This window comes from Streptomyces sp. NPDC004658, from assembly GCF_040609555.1.
GTDB lineage: Bacteria > Actinomycetota > Actinomycetes > Streptomycetales > Streptomycetaceae > Streptomyces.
This window is the reverse complement of the sequence record NZ_JBEXKG010000168.1, coordinates 1-15,797: the sequence shown is the minus strand read 5'-3', so window position 1 is coordinate 15,797 and position 15,797 is coordinate 1. Positions and strand designations below refer to the sequence as shown.

The 15,797-nt window shown below is 74.1% G+C and carries 15 protein-coding genes; 9 read left to right on the top strand and 6 right to left on the bottom strand.

The window, feature by feature from the left end:
• Positions 1-165: 165 nt before the first annotated feature.
• The 3 genes from ABZV94_RS34745 to ABZV94_RS34735 form a co-directional block, all read right to left on the bottom strand.
• Positions 166-816 carry a DUF4360 domain-containing protein gene (locus tag ABZV94_RS34745; protein WP_356347689.1) on the bottom strand — a complete coding sequence of 217 codons (651 nt, stop codon included), beginning with the start codon at positions 814-816 and terminating at the stop codon, positions 166-168.
• A gap of 244 nt (positions 817-1,060) precedes the next feature.
• A complete protein-coding gene (locus ABZV94_RS34740; RefSeq protein WP_356347687.1) occupies positions 1,061-1,264 on the bottom strand; it encodes a hypothetical protein in 204 nt (67 codons plus the stop codon).
• A gap of 78 nt (positions 1,265-1,342) precedes the next feature.
• Positions 1,343-1,801, bottom strand: a complete 459-nt coding sequence (locus ABZV94_RS34735) for an Rrf2 family transcriptional regulator (RefSeq protein ID WP_356347684.1) — start codon at positions 1,799-1,801, stop codon at positions 1,343-1,345.
• A gap of 75 nt (positions 1,802-1,876) precedes the next feature.
• Between ABZV94_RS34735 and ABZV94_RS34730 the strand changes: the two genes are divergently transcribed.
• The 4 genes from ABZV94_RS34730 to ABZV94_RS34715 all read left to right on the top strand — a co-directional run bounded on the left by ABZV94_RS34730 (position 1,877) and on the right by ABZV94_RS34715 (position 8,296).
• Positions 1,877-4,831, top strand: a complete 2,955-nt coding sequence (locus ABZV94_RS34730) for a beta-galactosidase (protein WP_356347682.1) — start codon at positions 1,877-1,879, stop codon at positions 4,829-4,831.
• Between the two features lie 219 nt (positions 4,832-5,050).
• Complete coding sequence (locus ABZV94_RS34725) at positions 5,051-5,683, top strand: toxin-antitoxin system, toxin component family protein (RefSeq protein ID WP_356347679.1); 633 nt, start codon at positions 5,051-5,053, stop codon at positions 5,681-5,683.
• Positions 5,680-6,909, top strand: a complete 1,230-nt coding sequence (locus ABZV94_RS34720) for an MAB_1171c family putative transporter (protein ID WP_356347677.1) — start codon at positions 5,680-5,682, stop codon at positions 6,907-6,909. Before ABZV94_RS34725 ends, ABZV94_RS34720 begins: the two co-directional genes overlap by 4 nt.
• The gene (locus ABZV94_RS34715) at positions 6,902-8,296 is read left to right on the top strand and encodes an FAD-dependent oxidoreductase (protein WP_356347676.1); all 1,395 of its coding nucleotides are present in this window, start codon (positions 6,902-6,904) and stop codon (positions 8,294-8,296) included. The genes ABZV94_RS34720 and ABZV94_RS34715 overlap by 8 nt, the downstream gene beginning before the upstream one ends.
• A 210-nt stretch (positions 8,297-8,506) precedes the next feature.
• Here the strand turns inward: ABZV94_RS34715 and ABZV94_RS34710 are convergent, their stop codons facing one another.
• Complete coding sequence (locus tag ABZV94_RS34710; RefSeq protein WP_356347674.1) at positions 8,507-9,352, bottom strand: SMP-30/gluconolactonase/LRE family protein; 846 nt, start codon at positions 9,350-9,352, stop codon at positions 8,507-8,509.
• A complete protein-coding gene (locus tag ABZV94_RS34705) occupies positions 9,349-10,122 on the bottom strand; it encodes an IclR family transcriptional regulator (protein ID WP_356347672.1) in 774 nt (257 codons plus the stop codon). Before ABZV94_RS34705 ends, ABZV94_RS34710 begins: the two co-directional genes overlap by 4 nt.
• A 173-nt stretch (positions 10,123-10,295) precedes the next feature.
• On the opposite strand from ABZV94_RS34705, the gene ABZV94_RS34700 reads away from it, so the two are divergent.
• Positions 10,296-10,853 carry a hypothetical protein gene (locus ABZV94_RS34700; protein ID WP_356347670.1) on the top strand — a complete coding sequence of 186 codons (558 nt, stop codon included), beginning with the start codon at positions 10,296-10,298 and terminating at the stop codon, positions 10,851-10,853.
• Between the two features lie 55 nt (positions 10,854-10,908).
• Here ABZV94_RS34700 and ABZV94_RS34695 read toward each other — a convergent pair whose 3' ends face one another.
• Positions 10,909-11,826, bottom strand: a complete 918-nt coding sequence (locus tag ABZV94_RS34695; protein ID WP_356347668.1) for a hypothetical protein — start codon at positions 11,824-11,826, stop codon at positions 10,909-10,911.
• Positions 11,827-11,971: 145 nt separating this feature from the next.
• Here ABZV94_RS34695 and ABZV94_RS34690 point away from each other — a divergent pair, with 145 nt between their 5' ends.
• The 4 genes from ABZV94_RS34690 to ABZV94_RS34675 form a co-directional block, all read left to right on the top strand.
• Positions 11,972-13,072: a MerR family transcriptional regulator gene (locus ABZV94_RS34690; protein ID WP_356347691.1), complete on the top strand. Its 1,101-nt coding sequence runs from the start codon at positions 11,972-11,974 to the stop codon at positions 13,070-13,072.
• A 9-nt stretch (positions 13,073-13,081) separates the two neighbouring features.
• Entirely contained in the window at positions 13,082-13,687 is a 606-nt protein-coding gene (locus tag ABZV94_RS34685; RefSeq protein ID WP_356347665.1) for a class I SAM-dependent methyltransferase, read from the top strand.
• Between the two features lie 77 nt (positions 13,688-13,764).
• Positions 13,765-15,249 (top strand): acyl-CoA synthetase, encoded by a 1,485-nt coding sequence (locus ABZV94_RS34680; RefSeq protein ID WP_356347663.1) that lies wholly within the window; start codon positions 13,765-13,767, stop codon positions 15,247-15,249.
• A partial coding sequence (locus tag ABZV94_RS34675) for a carboxyl transferase domain-containing protein (RefSeq protein ID WP_356347660.1) occupies positions 15,242-15,797 on the top strand: 556 nt, incomplete at its 3' end. The genes ABZV94_RS34680 and ABZV94_RS34675, both read left to right, overlap by 8 nt.

The following is a 15,797-nucleotide window of genomic DNA, read 5'->3' as shown; positions in this document are numbered from 1 at the left end:
GCGTTCCGGCCCGGGGCGGGCTCACCGCGGCCCAGGTCCGCGGAATGACGGCCCCGGCCCCCGCCGCCGGCCTGACCCCGGCCCCCGCGACGGGCTGGCCCAACGCGCAGAGCTGGCCGAACGCGGCGGGGACGGGCCAGGCAGCCGTGTGACGCCGGCGCCGGTTCAGGAGGTCGGGCAGTCCTTCCAGGCCAAGTGGTACACCGTGCTGATGTCCCCGTCAGTCGAGTCCATCGTCATGAAGCTGACCTTGTCGGGGGTCGCGGTGCCGGCGTTGACGCGCAGTTCGGTGTTGATGTTGAAGTTGCGCAGCACACCGCAGGGTGCCCAGACCAGTTGGGCCCAGTCGGTGGAGTCGGTGGCCTGCCAGTCGTCGTTGTAGGGGCCGTTGAACGGGTGGGTCCGGGGCACGGTGTTCGAGGAGCCCTGGAAGTAGTACGACGCCTTCTGCGTGCCCGTGGCGCCCCGCTGGAGCGAGGCGAAGCCCCGGTAGTCGGCGCTGGCTATCGCGTAGGTGAAGCCCTGGGGGACGTGGACCACCAGGTTGAGCTGGCAGTTCTTGCGGAAGGCCGTGGGGTCGGAGTTGCCGCCGGCCTGGGCCAGGTAGGCGCTGTAGGTCACGGTGAAGGCCGTGTTGTCCGGCGAGACCGCCACGGCGGCCGTACCGGCGGGGCAGCCGGAGCCGTTGACCGTCGCCACATCGATGACGATCTTGTCCGGGGGCGGGTCGTCGAAGACGGAGGAGGGGCTCTGGGCGGGCAGTGCGGTGGTGAGCAGAGCGGCCACGGCGCCGCTCAGGAGGACTCCACCAGCCATGGTTTCTCCCGGTTGTCGAGTGGGGGGTGCGCCTCCCGCCGCATCCGTCCGGGACGTTCGAGCCGTTCGAGCTGTTCGAGCCGTTCAGGTTTGAAGAAGCTGTGCGTCCGTTGTGAACGGAGCGTGGAGGCGTGGGTAGCGTAGGGAGCCCCGCCCGGCGCCGGGAGAGTGAACTCCGGCCATTCACATCGGGGTTTTCACGTGAGCGCCCGGGGGGCCGGGCGCTCACACGGCGGTCGGCCGTTCACTCGCCCCGGACGCCCGTGGGCAGAAGCGTCCTCAGGGAGGTGACCGGGTGGCCGATCTCCAGGGAGCCGAGGACGCCGTCGAGGAGGGAGCCTCCGGGAACAGCGGTCGGCGGGGCGGGACGGATGGCGGCCCCGGCGGTGGGGGCGGCTGCCAGGAGGGCGGCCGTCAGGGCGGTGACACAGGCGAGTTTCTTGATCATGCCCGCCCTAACGACGGACGCCCGCAGGGGAAACCCGCCGGTGCGCCGGCCGGGGGACGGCGTGGACGGCGTTCCGCTTCACGGGTTCTCCCAGGCCGCCGGTTCCGCCGCCAGGGCGCGGACCGGCTCGGGCAGGGCGTCGGCCGCGAGGTCGGCGAGGGTGACGCCCTCCAGGATCCGGCGGACGTTGGCGCGCAGGGCGATCCACAGAGGCAGCAGGGGCTGCGCGGAGCCGGTGTAGGAGAGGCCGGTCGGGCGTTCGCCGCGTACCGACACGATCGGGCCGTCGACCGCCCGGATGACGTCGGCCACGGTGATCGAGGCCGCGTCCCGGGCCAGCCGGTAGCCGCCGCCCCCGCCGCGCCGGCTGTCGACGATCCCGGCCCGCCGCAGGTCGCCGAGGATGCCTTCCAGAAACTTGTGCGGGATCTCCTGCGCGGCGGCGATTTCCTCTGCCTTCACCGGGCCGTTACCCTGCCGTACGGCCAGCTCCAGTACCGCCCGTACCGCGTAATCCGCGCGTGCCGAGATCCTCATGGGTCCATTGTGGGGCGCGTCCGTGGGGAGAATGGCCGCACCGCGCCCCCGTAAGATCGCCCGGGAGGATCCACCTTGGCGCTCAGCAGACGTACCTTCAGTGCCCTGGCCGGCTCCGCCGCGCTCGGTCTCGCCCTGGGCGGCAGCGGTGGCCCCGGGGCACCCTCCGCGTACGCCGGGAGCAGTGCGCCGACCGGCCCGGCACCGCTGCCTCCGAGCGCCGACGGCGAGCGGCACACCATCGGGTACGACCGGTACTCGCTGCTCGTGGACGGGCGGCGGCTGGTGGTGTGGTCCGGCGAGATGCATCCGTTCCGGCTGCCGAGCCCGTCCCTGTGGCGGGACGTGCTGCAGAAGATGCGGGCGCACGGGTACAACGCGGTGAGCGTCTACGTGGCGTGGAACTACCACTCCCCCGCGCCCGGCGAGTACGACTTCAGCGGCGTCCGGGACCTCGACCTGTTCCTGCGGACGGCCGCCGAGACCGGGCTGTACGTCATCCTGCGGCCCGGGCCGTACATCAACGCCGAGGTGGACGGCGGCGGCTTCCCCGGGTGGCTGACCGCGACCAGGGGCAGGGCCCGGACCGACGACCCGGCCTATCTGGCGCACGTGGACGAGTGGCTGACCCGGGTGAACCGGATCGCCCGCCGGCATCTGTTCACCCAGGGCACCGGCACGATCCTGCTGTACCAGATCGAGAACGAGTACGACGCCCATGTGGACGAGGCCACCGGGCGGAACTACATGTCCCATCTGTACCGCAAGGTGCGGGGCGACGGGATCGACGTCCCGTTGTTCCACAACGACAAGGGGCGGAACGGGTACTGGGTGCCGGGGTCGTTCGACACCGGTGGGGAGAGGGGCGGCTGGCTGTACGGGTTCGACGGGTATCCGTCGCCGTCCCAGACCCCGCCGGACTGGGGGCACTACGGGCCCGGCGGGGCGAAGGGCGGGGCCACCGCCTCCCCCACCACGCCCGGGTTCGTTCCCGAGTTCGGGGGCGGCTGGTTCGACCCGTGGGGCGGGGCCTGGTTCGACGGCAAGGGCTACGCCGAGTCGCGGCGCACCCGGGACGCCGCGTACGAGCGGCGCTTCTATCTGACCAACCTCGCCAACGGAATCACCCTGCACAACGTGTACATGACGTTCGGTGGGACGTCGTGGGGCTGGCTGCCCGCGCCGGTCGTCTACACGTCGTACGACTACGGCGCCGCCATCGACGAGGGCCGCAACGTCACCGACAAGATCGCGCCGATGCACCAGCTCGGCCATCTGCTCCAGCGCGTTCCCGACTTCGCCAAGCTGGACCGGGCGGCGGACGTGACTGCCGACGGGCTGAAGGTCTACCACCTGACCAACCCGGACACCGGCACCCACGTGTACGTCGTCCGCAACGACGGCACCGACCCGGTCACCACCGACCTGCCGACCGACGCCGGCGAGCTGCCGGTCACCGTGCCCGGCAAGGACGCCAAGCTGCTCGCCACCGGGCTGCCGCTCGGCAAGCGGACCCTGAAGTACGCCACCGCCACCCCCATGACCGTCCTGACGGCGGGCCGGCAGGACATCGCCGTGTTCGCCGGGCGGCGCGGAGAGATGGCCCAGCTGGTGCTGAAGTGCCCGCAAGAGCCCTCCGTGCAGCGGCTGGACCCGGAGGCCGGCTGGGCCTACGACCGGAACGAACTCCATGTGAACGCGCCCCTCGGCCAGGGCGGGCTGACCCGGGTGCTGGTGCAGAAGGGCGAGACGGACACCCCGCTGCTGCTGCTCTTCGCCGACGACGCCACCGCCGTACGCCTCTTCCCGTACGACACCCCGTCCGGGACCCTCCTCGTCTACGGCCCGGCGCTGCTGCGGCACGCGGAGCTGCGCGGCTCCGAGGTCCACCTGACCGGTGACGTCACCGAGCGGACGGGCATGGAGGTGTGGGGTCCGCGCGGGATCGACACCGTGGTCTGGAACGGGCAGCGGCTGCCCACCCGGGTCACGCTCTCCGGCAGCCTGCTGACCACCGGGATGCTGCCGGACACGCCGGTGGTACGGCTGCCGGAGCTGGGCGGCTGGCGGATGCGGACGGAGAACCCGGAGGCGGGCCCGAGCTTCGACGACTCGTCGTGGAAGGCGGCCGACAAGACCTCCTCGTACAGCACCACGGCCGTCCCGGACGGACAGCCGGTCCTCTTCGCCGACGACTACGGCTTCCACTACGGGGACGTCTGGTACCGGGGCACCGTCACCGACACCACCGGTGTGGAGGAGGTCTCGCTCGCGTACAGCACCGGCACCCAGGGCCTGCTGATGGCCTGGCTGGACGGCGAGCCGCTGGGCACGCACCGGATGCCGGTGCCGGACAAGAACGTGACCATCCGCAAGGGCAGCTGGGCGGAGACGGCCGTCTTCCCGGTGCGCGAGCGGCTGCGCTCCCCCGGCCGGCACGTGCTGTCGGTCCTCGTCCGGCGCATGCAGCACGACCAGGACGGCAAGGCGCTCGACACCCACAAGGCGGCGCGGGGCCTGACGGCGGTCACGTTCAAGGGGGCGTCGCCGAAGGTGCGGTGGCGCATCCAGGGCGCGGGCGCGCCCGATCCGGTGCGCGGGCCGATGAACAACGGCGGCCTGTACGGCGAGCGGGAGGGCTGGCACCTGCCCGGCTTCCGGGACCGGGACTGGGAGAAGGTGACGTTCCCGCGTGCGGCGCGGTACCAGGGGGTGACCTGGTACCGGACCACGTTCCGGCTGTCGGTGCCGGCCGACGTCGACGCGTCGGTCGGCCTCACCCTGGACGACGACCCGTACCGCGCCTACCGCGCCCAGATCTTCCTCAACGGCTGGAACCTGGGCCAGTACATCAACAACGTCGGCCCGCAGCACACCTTCGTCCTGCCGAACGGCATCCTGCGCACCCGGGGCACCAACACCCTCGCGCTGGCGGTCCTCTCGGAGTTCACCACGCTGTCGGGCCCCGGGTCGGTGCGGCTGACGCTGCTCGGCAGGGCGACGGGCGGCGTGCCGGTCAAGCCGGTCTGATCACTTCATGGAACTCCTCCGGGTCACTTGAAAGTGGCGGCAGCGTCAAGGGCACGGCCTCCTGCTACTGGCCGGCCCTTCGAAGCGTTCCGCGGCAATGGGTCGCACACAAGCTCACAGATGGTTCCTCGTTGAACGACGGTCGCCGGATCGCATGACGCGGACACATCCAGCGCGTACGCTCGGACCAGCCGCAACCGTCGGTGGGAAGGGAGACAGATGAGCTTCGGGGGCGCGCGGGAGCAGGCGGCACGCCTGGCCTCACGACTGCGACGCTCCCGCTCCGGTCCGGCCCGCCTGCGGCGCTCCGGCTCCGGCTCGGCCATGCGCGCCCTGGCCGGCGACCTCGCCGCCGCCGTCCGCGCCCGGCCCGAACCGCCCGACGGCATACGGGCCTTGTGCCGGGCGCTGTGCGAGGAGATGAGCGCGCTGCGCGGCGGACGGCCGGTGGAACTGCGCTTCGAACGGTTTCCGGACGAGATAGAAGTCACCGGCCTGTGGGTCGAGTTCGCCGACTTCGACCTGGTCATCGTGGAGGAGCGGGCCGAGGCCGTGCAGCAGCTGGTCATCCTCGGGCACGAGCTGTGGCATCTGCACGCCGGGCACCGGCACCACCACCTCGCCGGGGCCGCCGCCGCCCGGGCCCTCACCGACACACCCGGCTTGCGGGAGGCGGCCCTCACCGTGGCCGCCCGCGACGGCTCCCGGGAGACCGACGAGGCCGAGGCGGACGACTTCGGGCACCGCCTGGCCACCCTGTTCCGGGGCCACCTCAGCGGGACCGGCGGCACCGAGCTGGATCCGGTGCAGCGTTCGCTCGGATACCGAGGACGGGGAGGAACGGCCCGGTGACCCCGCTGGCGCTGAACCCCTCGGCATTCCTCAGCGAGCTGTACATCTCCTTCTGGATCCCCACGGCCGTGCTCACCGCCGCCCTGGTCATCAAGCTGCCCACCATCATCCGGCTGTGGCGGGACCCGCTGCTGCGCGCGGTCGGCGGACTGCTGCTGCTCGCCTGCGCGGTGTTCGTGTTCTGCACGCCGTCCACCATCGCCTGGGTCAACCGGCTGACCGGCGTGCCCAACATCTCGGCGCCCTGGTGCTATTCGCTGATCACCGCGTTCTGCGGCTCCTGCCTGCTGCTCATCATCACCTGGCGCAACGGCCTGTCCGACCGCTCGGCCGCCACCCGCCGCGCGATGCGCTGGGTGATCTCGGTGTACTCGGGGGTGATCGTCGCCCTGTGGGTGCTGTTCCTGCTCGCCGACGCCCCCGAGGAGCGGCTGCGCGACCTGGACACCCACTACGCCACCACCCCGTTCATGCGCGAGGAGATCCTGCTCTACCTCGTCGCGCACGCCGTGGCCTGCCTCATCACGTCCCGGCTCATCTGGAACTGGGTGCGCACGGAGGGCCTGGACGCCTGGCTGCGCTGGGGCCTGAAACTGCTGGGCGCCGGCTACGTGCTGAACCTGATCTTCGACGCGGTGAAGCTGATCGCCGTCGTCGCCCGCTGGTTCGGACAGGACCTGGACTGGCTGAGCACCAATCTGGCCCCGCCCGTGGCCGCGCTCTCCGCCATCCTCATCGCCGTCGGCTTCATCCTGCCGCACGCCGGCCAGTACCTGCACGACCGCTGGCGGGTCCGGCTCGCCCACCGCGAACTGCGGCCCCTGTACCAGCTGATGCGCACCGCGAGCGGCGAGGGCGTGCCGTTCGTGCTGCGCGCCACCCCCGAACTCCGGCTCACCCGGCGCGAGACGTTCATCCGGGACGTGCTGCTGCCGCTGGCCCGGCACATCGACACCTGTCTCGGCCGGCGCGCGTACGACGCCGCGCTCGGTCTCGGCCACCCGCCCGAGCGGGCCCGCGCGCTGGCGGCGGCGGTGAGCATCCTCGACGCGATCGAGACCAGGGCCCGTACGCCGGAGCCGCCCGAGCCGGCCGACGGTCCGGACACCACGAACCTGCTCCAGGAGATCGGGGCCGTCTCCCGGGCCCTGCGCCGTCCCGACGACATCGCGGCGGTGCGCGCGCGTGCGGCCGTCCCGGCAGAGAGCGTTGCCGTTCATGACTGAGCACAGACCCACCGCCGTCGTCCTCGGCGGCTCCCTCGCCGGTCTGCTCGCGGCCCGCGCCCTGGCGGCCGGGGGCGCCCGGGTCACGGTGGTCGAGCGGGACGCGCTGCCCGACGGGCCCGCGCCGCGCAAGGGGCTGCCGCAGGCCCGGCATGTGCACCAGCTGTGGTCGGGCGGGGCGCGGGCGCTGGAGGAACTGCTGCCCGGGGCGATCGGGCGGTTGCGCGCGGCCGGGGTGAGCCGGGTGCCGATCACCACGGACATGGTGGCGCTGTCCCCGTACGGCTGGTACCGGCGCTGGGCCGAGTCCGCGTTCATGCTGCCCGCGAGCCGGGACCTGCTGGACTGGGTGGTACGGCGGCTGGTGCTGGCCGACGGGCGGGTCGAACTGGTGGAGCGGGCCGAGGCGACGGGGCTCACCGGCACGGGCGGCGCGGTGACGGGGGTACGCGTCCGCGCCCACGACAGCGCCGAGCGGACGCTCACTGCCGACCTGGTCGTCGACGCGACCGGGCGCGGCTCGCGGGCGGCGGGGTGGCTGACCGGGCTGGGGCTGCCCGCCGTCGAACGGCGGGAGGTCGACTCCGGGCTGGTGTACGCCAGCCGGCTGTACCGGGCGCCGGAGGCGGCGCGGGCCGGCTTCCCGGTCGTCAACATCGAGCCCGATCCGCGGGGAGCGGGGACCGGGCGCGGGGGCGTGCTGATGCCGGTGGAGGACGGCCGGTGGATCGTCACGCTGTTCGGGGGCCGCGGCGACGCACCGCCCTCCTCCCCCGGGGATTTCGAGCGCCACGCCCGGGAGGGGCTGCGGCATCCGCTGATCGGGGAACTGCTGGGCGGGGGCGCGGAGCCGCTCGGCGGGGTCGCGGTCACGCGTACGACGGCGAACCGGCGTCGGTTCTTCGAGCGGATGCCGGTGTGGCCGGAGAACTTCGTGGTCGTCGGGGACGCGGTGTGCGCGCTGAACCCGGTGTACGGGCACGGCATGGCGGTGGCCGCGCGGTCCGCGCTGGCTCTGCGGGACGTGGTGGGGCAGCGGGGGCTGGGGCGCCGGGGGCTGGCCCGGGAGGCGCAGAAGGCGGTCGGGCGGACGGTCCGGGCGGCCTGGGATCTCGCCGTCGGGGCGGACGTGTTCTACCCCGGTGCGACCGAGGAAGGGCCGACGCTGCGGGACCGGGTGCTGGCCGCGTACGTCGGCCGCCTGCTGCGGACCGCCACGGGCAACGGGCGCGTGGCCCGGCGGGTGACGGACGTGACGGCGCTGGAGCGGGGGGCGCAGGCGCTGCTGGCGCCGAGTGTGGTGCTGGCGGCGGTGGCGGGGCCGCTGAAGCCGGCGCTCGCGGCTCCGCCGTTGACGTGGGAGGAGCGGAGGGCTGCGGGGTTGTAGGGCGCGGGGGGGTTGGGGCTGGGGGTTGGGGCTGGGGGTTGCTGATCTTGCCCCCTCCCTCCGGCCGGGCTCGGGCCTGTGCGGGGGCGGTGTGGGGCGGCCCATGTCCGACGCCGGCCGCCGGTCCGTCGTGGCTGGGCGCGCAGTTCCCCGCGCCCCTGGGGAACTGCGCGTCCGTCGGTTGTCGGGTGCCGTGGCTGTGCGGGGGGCTCAGCCCTTGAACGCCGGCTGGGGGAGGCCCTTTCCGGCGCCGGGTACCACGAGCAGGGAGCCCGACAGGGGGTCGGAAGGCGGCAGGCCCGTGCGGGCTGTCGTGATGTAGAGGTCGGTCAGGGCGGCGCCGCCGAACGCGCAGGCCGTGGTGCGGGGGGCCGGCAGGGTGATCACCCGGTCCAGCTCGCCGGCAGGCGTGTAACGGCGGACCGCTCCCCCGTCCCACAGCGCCACCCACACGCAGCCCTCCGCGTCGACGGTCAGCCCGTCCGGGAAGCCCGCGCCCTCCTCGATCTCCACCAGCGGGCGGCGATCGCGGATGCCGTCCTCGTCGTGGGTGAAGACGTCGACGCGCCGGGTGGGGGTGTCGACGTAGTACATCAGGCGGCCGTCGGGGCTCCATCCCGTGCCGTTGCTGATCGTGACGTCCGGCAGGACGGTGCGCACGGCGCCGTCTCCCGTCAGCCGGGACAGCGTGCCGCCGCCGGGCGCCTCGTCGTACCGCATCGTGCCCGCCCACAGCGACCCGTCGGGCGCCACCGCGGCGTCGTTCCCGCGGCGCCCCGCGACCGGCTCGTGGTGCAGCCAGCGGAACGTGTCGTCGGGGTCCAGCAGGCCCACGCCGTCCCGCAGGTTGAGCACCAGCCCGCCGCCCGCGCGGGGCTTGGCCGCGCCGACGTGCTGCGGCGTCGTACGGCTCGTGCGCCGGCCGGAGGAGGGGTCGTAGGTGTGCAGCCGCATGCCCAGGATGTCCAGCCAGATCAGCCGGCCCGTCGCCGGGTCCCAGGTGGGACCCTCGCCGAGGGTGGCCTCCGCCCGCACCGCGACCTCGTACGCCGTCATGCCGCGCTCCGGTGGCCGAGCCGCTCCGACAGTTCCGCCGCGCCCTTGGCGGCCAGCTGCTCCAGCTCGGCCCGGCGCTCGTCGCTCCAGCGGATCATCGGGACGGAGATGGACAGCGCGGCGACGACCTGGCCGGTGCGGTCGCGGACCGGCGCGGCCACGCAGGAGACGTCCGGGTTGGACTCGCGGTTCTCCACGGCGATCCCGCGCTGCCGGATGTCCGCGAGGACCTCGCGCAGGACGGCCGGGTCGGTGATGCTGTTCGGGGTCATCCCGGCCAGTTCGGTGCCGTCGGGGATCCGCGCGGCCAGCTCGGGCTCGGGCAGCGAGGCCAGCAGCATCTTGCCGACGGAGGTGCAGTGGGCGGGCAGCCGGCGGCCGGCGGCGGAGACCATGCGCACCGCGTGCGTGGAGTCCACCTTGGCGATGTAGATGACGTCGGTGCCCTCCAGGATGGCGACGTGCACCGTCTCGTCGCAGGTCTCGGCGACGGAGCGGGCCACCTGCTGGCCCTCGGCGGCGAGGTCGAGCTGCTCGGCGTAGCGGCTGCCGAGCTGGTACGGGCGTACGCCGAGCCGGTACCGTCCGGGCTGCCCGGGCACCGGCACGATGTACGACCGCGCGGCGAGCGTGGTGACCAGCTCGTGCACCGTGGTGCGGGGCAGCTGGAGCTTGCGCACGATGTCGGGGGCGGAGAGCGTCCCGTCCCCGTCGAGGAACAGCTCAAGAATGTCGAGAGCCCGGGTCACGGCAGGCACGAGGCGTCCCACGTCCGGCCCCCTCCCTTGGGTGTTGGCGCCTGTGTCGGCGATATCGGCGGTCGAGACGCACCAGGCGTTCGAGATATCAACAGGCGATCGGCATGACGAACACAGGCTAATCACGCAGGGGTGCCCGGGCAATGGGTCGGGAGGGCACCCGTGGTCGAGGGCACCATGGCACCATGGATCTCGACTTCCAGCTGGTCCTGCTGCGCCGCATGGCCGACCACAACCCGGATCTCGTCGAGGACGCCCGGCGGCGGCTGGGCGCCTCGGTCGCGGACATGCGGGAGGCCAACAAGCGGTGGCAGGCCATGGTCCGCTCGCCCCGTTCGCGGGGGGCCGCCGCCCGTTACCGCGCCGTCCTCGGCGCACCGGAGTCCGTCGTGCCCCGCCGGCTCGGCGACGTCGACTGCGAGGCCCGGCGGTGGGCCCTGCCGCTCTGGCCCGCCCTGCGTTTCGAGGTGCTCGTCGGGCCCGACGGCGGGGTCTGGAACGAGTGGCTGGTCCGGGCGCCGGGCGCGCCGGCGCCGCAGCTGCGCACGCTGGAGGATCTGCGCCCCTGGTCCTGCACGGTGGACGAGGCCGCCCGCGCCTTCGCCCCGGCCCGTCCGCTGGAGGGCACCGCGCCCACCCGGTGGGGGCTGGCCCTCACCGCCCCCGACCGTGACGGCGTACGGCGGCAGGTGGTCGCGGAGTTCACCTGGGGGCTGCTCCAGCGCACGGCCGTCCTCGCCTGAGCGCGAGCCGGAGAGCACCGGAAGCGACGGCAGGCGGCTCTGCCGGGGCGTTTTTCTACCCGTTCGCCCCCTGCTCGCACAGCGGGCCGGCCGGCTGACCGGCCGACTCGCCCGCCGCGAGGATCGCCGCCGTCACGCGCGGCACCGAGTCCGGGTGCAGCCACAGGAACAAGTTCGGCTCCACGAGCTCCAGTTCCATCAGGCGGGGCTCACCGTCCTCGCCGTCCACCAGGTCCACGCGCGCGTACAGCAGTCCGGGCGCTCCGGGCACGGCAGCCAACGCCTGCTCGGCGACGGCGAGTTCGGCGTCCGTGGGCTGCCAGCGCTCCAGGTCGGGGTGGGCCACCTTGTCGGCGTCGTACGGGGTCCCGGGGGAGAGCACGGCGCCCTTGCGGCTGGCGTGCAGCAGCCGCCCGCCGAAGAACTGCAGCGCCCGCTCACCGCGCACGTCGATGCCCGGCATGTACGGCTGCACCATCGCCGTGAAGCCCTCCGCGTGCATCCGCGCGAGGTGCCGTACCGCCGTGTCGTGCTCGGCGGGCGTGTAGCGGGCGGCGAAGCGGGCGCCCGCGCCCGAGGTCGGCTTGATCACGAACTCGTGCCCGGCCGGCAGGCCGGCCGGCTCGCCGGGGGCCAGGTAGCGGGTGGGGACGGTGGGCACGCCGGCCGCCGCCAGCTCACCCAGGTAGCGCTTGTCGGCGTTCCAGCGCACCACGGGGGCCGGGTTGGCCAGCCGGGTCAGGGCGCCGACCCGGTCCACCCAGGCGGCGAACTCCGCGGCCCGCCAGCTGTAGTCCCAGGTCGAGCGGATGACGACGAGGTCGTACCCGCCCCAGTCCACGGCCGGGTCGTCCCAGTGCCGGGCCTCCGCCTCGGCACCGGCGTCCGCGAGCGCCCGCACCAGGACCGGCAGGTCCGCGTCCCTGCTCGGCTGCGCGCCGGGGTCGTAGGTGGCGAGGGCTATGCGGGGCACGGTGGACTCCCTGTCGTACGCGGGTTCGACGGTCGGTGCGGCTGCGAGGCTAACAAGCGCCACGGGAACCGGGACAGGCCCGTTGACCTTCCCCTTCGGTCAAGCCCCAGCATCGGTGGCGGACGACGAGACGCGCGAGGTGCGCATGGAACTGCTGACCATCGGGGCGTTCGCGAAGGCGAGCCGGCTGTCGCCGAAGGCCCTGCGCCTGTACGACGAGCTGGACTTGCTGCGGCCCGCCCGGGTCGACCCGGACACCGGTTACCGCTACTACGCCCTCGCCCAGCTGGAACGGGCCCGGCTCGTGGCCTGGCTGCGCCGCCTGGGCATGCCCCTGGCGGAGATCCGGGCGGTGTGCGCCCTGGACGCGGCGGGCGCGGCCCGGGAGATCCGGGCCTACTGGGCGCGGGTGGAGGCGGAGACGGCGGTACGGCGGGATCTCGCCGCGTTCCTCGTCGACCAGCTGACCGGCGAGTCGAGAAGGGACCACACCACCATGCTGGAACTGCGATACGCGGCCCGTTCGGACCGCGGGCACGTCCGCCCGGCCAACCAGGACACGGTCTACGCGGGCCGCAGGCTGCTCGCCGTCGCCGACGGCTGCGGCCCGGCGGGGGCGCCCGCCGGCCAGGCCGCGGTGGCGGCACTGAGGTTCCTGGACGAGGAGGAGGAACTGGCCGCGGGCAGTGTGCTGAACCTGCTGGAGGAGGCGGTGCGCGGGGCGAACGAGGCCGTACGGGACCTCGCGCGGGCCGGGGCGGAGGACGGCGAGGAGAGCGGGACCACGCTGACCGCGCTGCTGTGGACGGGGTCGAAGCTGGCCCTCGTGCACATCGGGGACTCGCGGGCCTATCTGCTGCGCGGCGGCGAGCTGTTCCGCATCACCCACGACCACAGCGTGGTCCAGTCGCTGATCGACGAGGGACGGCTGTCGGAGGAGGAGGCCGAGTCCCATCCGCAGCGGATGCTGCTGCTGAAGGCGCTGGGCACCTTCGGTGCGCCGCCGGTGCCGGATCTGCGGGTGCGGGAGGCCCGCGACGGGGACCGGTACCTGGTGTGCTCGGACGGGCTGACGCGGGTCGTCCCGGACGCGCTGATCAAGCGGCTGCTGGCCGCCGGGTCCGACCCGGAGGCCGTCGTGGGCTCCCTGATCGGCGCGGCCAACGCGGCGGGCGGTCCGGACAACGTCAGCTGTGTCGTCGCGGATGTGGTGGGATCCGCCCGCCCGTCCGTCCCCGTCGGCTAGAACGGTCGTATGGCACAGGACGGCACCGACGCGTACACCGGTGCGGACGGGCTGCCGCCGCTCGTGCGGCACGCCCTGGCCGCCGCCCGCGCGCACGGCTTCCCCTTCTCCTGCCGGCCCGAACAGGGACGCCTGCTGCACACGCTGGCGGGCGGCGCCCCGCTCCGGATCGGCGAGACCGGTACCGGGCTGGGCGTCGGCCTGGCCTGGCTCGCGTCGGGGGCCGCCCCCGGGGTACGGCTGGTCAGCGTCGAGCGGGAGCCGGAGCGGGCGCGGCGCGCCGCCGAGGTCTTCGCCGGCCGTCCCGAGGTCAGCGTGCTCACCGGCGACTGGCGGCGGATCGAGGAGTACGGCCCGTTCGACCTGCTCGTCCTCGACGGGGGCGGGCAGGGCAAGGCGCCCGGGGACGCGCCCGCCGACGTGGAGCGGCTGCTGGCGCCCGGCGGGACGGTCGTCGTGGACGACTTCACGCCCTCCGCAGGATGGCCGCCGCTGCACGAGGGCCGGGTCGACCGGGCCCGGCTGCACTGGCTGGAGCATCCCGCGCTGCGGGCGGTCGAGCTGCGGCTCGCGGCCGATCTGAGCGCGGTCGTCGGGACGCGGGTCCTGGTGTAGGAAGGGTGCTGTCGTCCCCGGCAGTCGGCACGGCCGACAGTGCAGTCGGCACCGCCCGACAGTAAGGAGTGCGCCGCGTGTCCTCCCTCTTCCCCGCCCTGACGGACGGTCCGGGCGAGCGCAGCGAGACGGGGGTCCCCCCGGACGACGTCCGGGGGAGGGTCGCCCTGCGGTTCGGGCCACGGACCGTGACGTACGGCGGGCTGGCGGGCGCCGCGGGTGCCCTCGCCGCGCGGATCGAGGGCTCCGGGCGGGTCGCGGTGTGGGCCACCCCGGAGCTGGAGACCGCCGTCGCGGTGACCGGTGCGCTGCTCGCCGGGGTGGCGGCGGTGCCGCTCAACCCGAAATCGGGCGAGAAGGAACTGGCGCACATCCTGTCCGACAGCGCGCCGTCGCTCGTGCTCGCCGCGCCCGGCGCGGAACTGCCGCCGGTCTTCGGTGACCTGACGCGGATCGACGTGGACGCGTCCGCCACCGGTGCCGTGCCCGAGGAGCGGGCCTCGGACGGCGACCCGGCGCTGATCGTCTACACCTCCGGCACCACCGGCCCGCCCAAGGGCGCGGTCCTCCCCCGCCGCGCCCTCGCCGCCACCCTGGACGCGCTCGCCGACGCCTGGCGGTGGACCGGCGACGACGTACTGGTGCACGGGCTGCCGCTGTTCCACGTGCACGGGCTGGTGCTCGGCGTCCTGGGCCCGCTGCGGCGCGGCGGCGCGGTGCGGCACCTGGGGCGGTTCTCCCCCGAGGGCGTGGCCCGGGAACTGAACGCCGGCGCGACCATGGTGTTCGGGGTGCCGACGATGTACCACCGGATCGCGGAGGCGCTGCCCGGCGACCCGGAGCTGGCGAGGGCGCTCGCCGGGGCCCGGCTGCTGGTCTCGGGCTCGGCCGCGCTGCCGGTCCACGACCACGAGCGGATCGCGGCGGCGACGGGACGCCGGGTCATCGAGCGGTACGGCATGACCGAGACCCTCATGAACACCAGCGTGCGGGCCGACGGGGAGGCCCGGGCCGGGACGGTGGGGGTGCCGCTGCCGGGCGTGGAGCTGCGGCTGGTGGAGGAGGACGGCACGGAGATCACCGCGTACGACGGGGAGAGCGTCGGGGAGATCCAGGTGCGCGGCCCGAACCTGTTCACCGAGTACCTCAACCGGCCCGACGCCACCGCCGCCGCGTTCACCGCCGACGGCTGGTTCCGCACCGGGGACATGGCCGTGCGCGAGCCCGACGGCTACGTCCGCATCGTCGGCCGCAAGGCCACCGACCTGATCAAGAGCGGCGGGTACAAGATCGGGGCCGGTGAGATCGAGAACGCGCTGCTCGAGCACCCGGGGGTGCGGGAGGCGGCGGTCACCGGGGAGCCGGACGCCGACCTGGGCGAGCGCATCGTGGCCTGGATCGTCCCGGCGGACCCGGACACCCCGCCGGGGGCCGGGGAGTTGGCGGACCACGTGGCGCGGCGGCTGGCCCCGCACAAGCGCCCCCGGGTCGTCCGCTACCTGGACGCGCTCCCCCGCAACGACATGGGGAAGATCATGAAGCGGGCGCTGGCGGATGCCTGAGCGGCTCTCGGCACGGGAGCTGCTCGCGCGGGTCGCGGACGCGGACAGCTTCCGCGAACTTCCGGCTCCGGCACGGGAGTCGGAGCGGGACGACGGCCCCCTCGGCTGGCAGGGCTACGACGCCTCGCGTGCCCGTGCCGCCGCCCGCACCGGCGAGCGGGAGTCGGTCGTCTGCGGCACCGCGCGCATCGGGGGCACCCGCGCCGTCCTGATCGCCTTCGAGTTCGGCTTCCTGGGCGGCTCGCTGGGCGAGCGCACCGGGGACCGGCTGGAGGCGGCGTACACCCATGCCCGCGCACACCGGCTGCCCGTCGTGCCGTTGATCGCGACCGGGGGCAGCCGGATGCAGGAGGGCATGCTCGCGCTCACCCAGCTCCAGCGGGTGGCCCGGCAGTCCGCGCTCACCCGCGAGGCCGGTCTGCCCCAGATCGCGGTCCTGCGGGACCCGACGACCGGCGGCGGCTGGGCCACCCTCGGCGCGGGCGCGGACATCGTCCTCGCCCTCCCCGGCGCCCAGGTCGGCTTCGCCGGCTCCCGGGTCCGGCCGC

Excerpts from the sequence above, each read along its gene's own strand:
- ABZV94_RS34725 (WP_356347679.1), top strand. The coding sequence starts at position 5,051 with ATGAGCTTCGGGGGCGCGCGGGAGCAGGCGGCACGCCTGGCCTCACGA.
- ABZV94_RS34685 (WP_356347665.1), top strand. The coding sequence starts at position 13,082 with ATGGCACAGGACGGCACCGACGCGTACACCGGTGCGGACGGGCTGCCG.
- ABZV94_RS34700 (WP_356347670.1), top strand. The coding sequence starts at position 10,296 with ATGGATCTCGACTTCCAGCTGGTCCTGCTGCGCCGCATGGCCGACCAC.
- ABZV94_RS34710 (WP_356347674.1), bottom strand. The coding sequence starts at position 9,352 with ATGACGGCGTACGAGGTCGCGGTGCGGGCGGAGGCCACCCTCGGCGAG.
- ABZV94_RS34715 (WP_356347676.1), top strand. The coding sequence starts at position 6,902 with ATGACTGAGCACAGACCCACCGCCGTCGTCCTCGGCGGCTCCCTCGCC.
- ABZV94_RS34690 (WP_356347691.1), top strand. The coding sequence starts at position 11,972 with ATGGAACTGCTGACCATCGGGGCGTTCGCGAAGGCGAGCCGGCTGTCG.
- ABZV94_RS34735 (WP_356347684.1), bottom strand. The coding sequence starts at position 1,801 with ATGAGGATCTCGGCACGCGCGGATTACGCGGTACGGGCGGTACTGGAG.
- ABZV94_RS34745 (WP_356347689.1), bottom strand. The coding sequence starts at position 816 with ATGGCTGGTGGAGTCCTCCTGAGCGGCGCCGTGGCCGCTCTGCTCACC.
- ABZV94_RS34740 (WP_356347687.1), bottom strand. The coding sequence starts at position 1,264 with ATGATCAAGAAACTCGCCTGTGTCACCGCCCTGACGGCCGCCCTCCTG.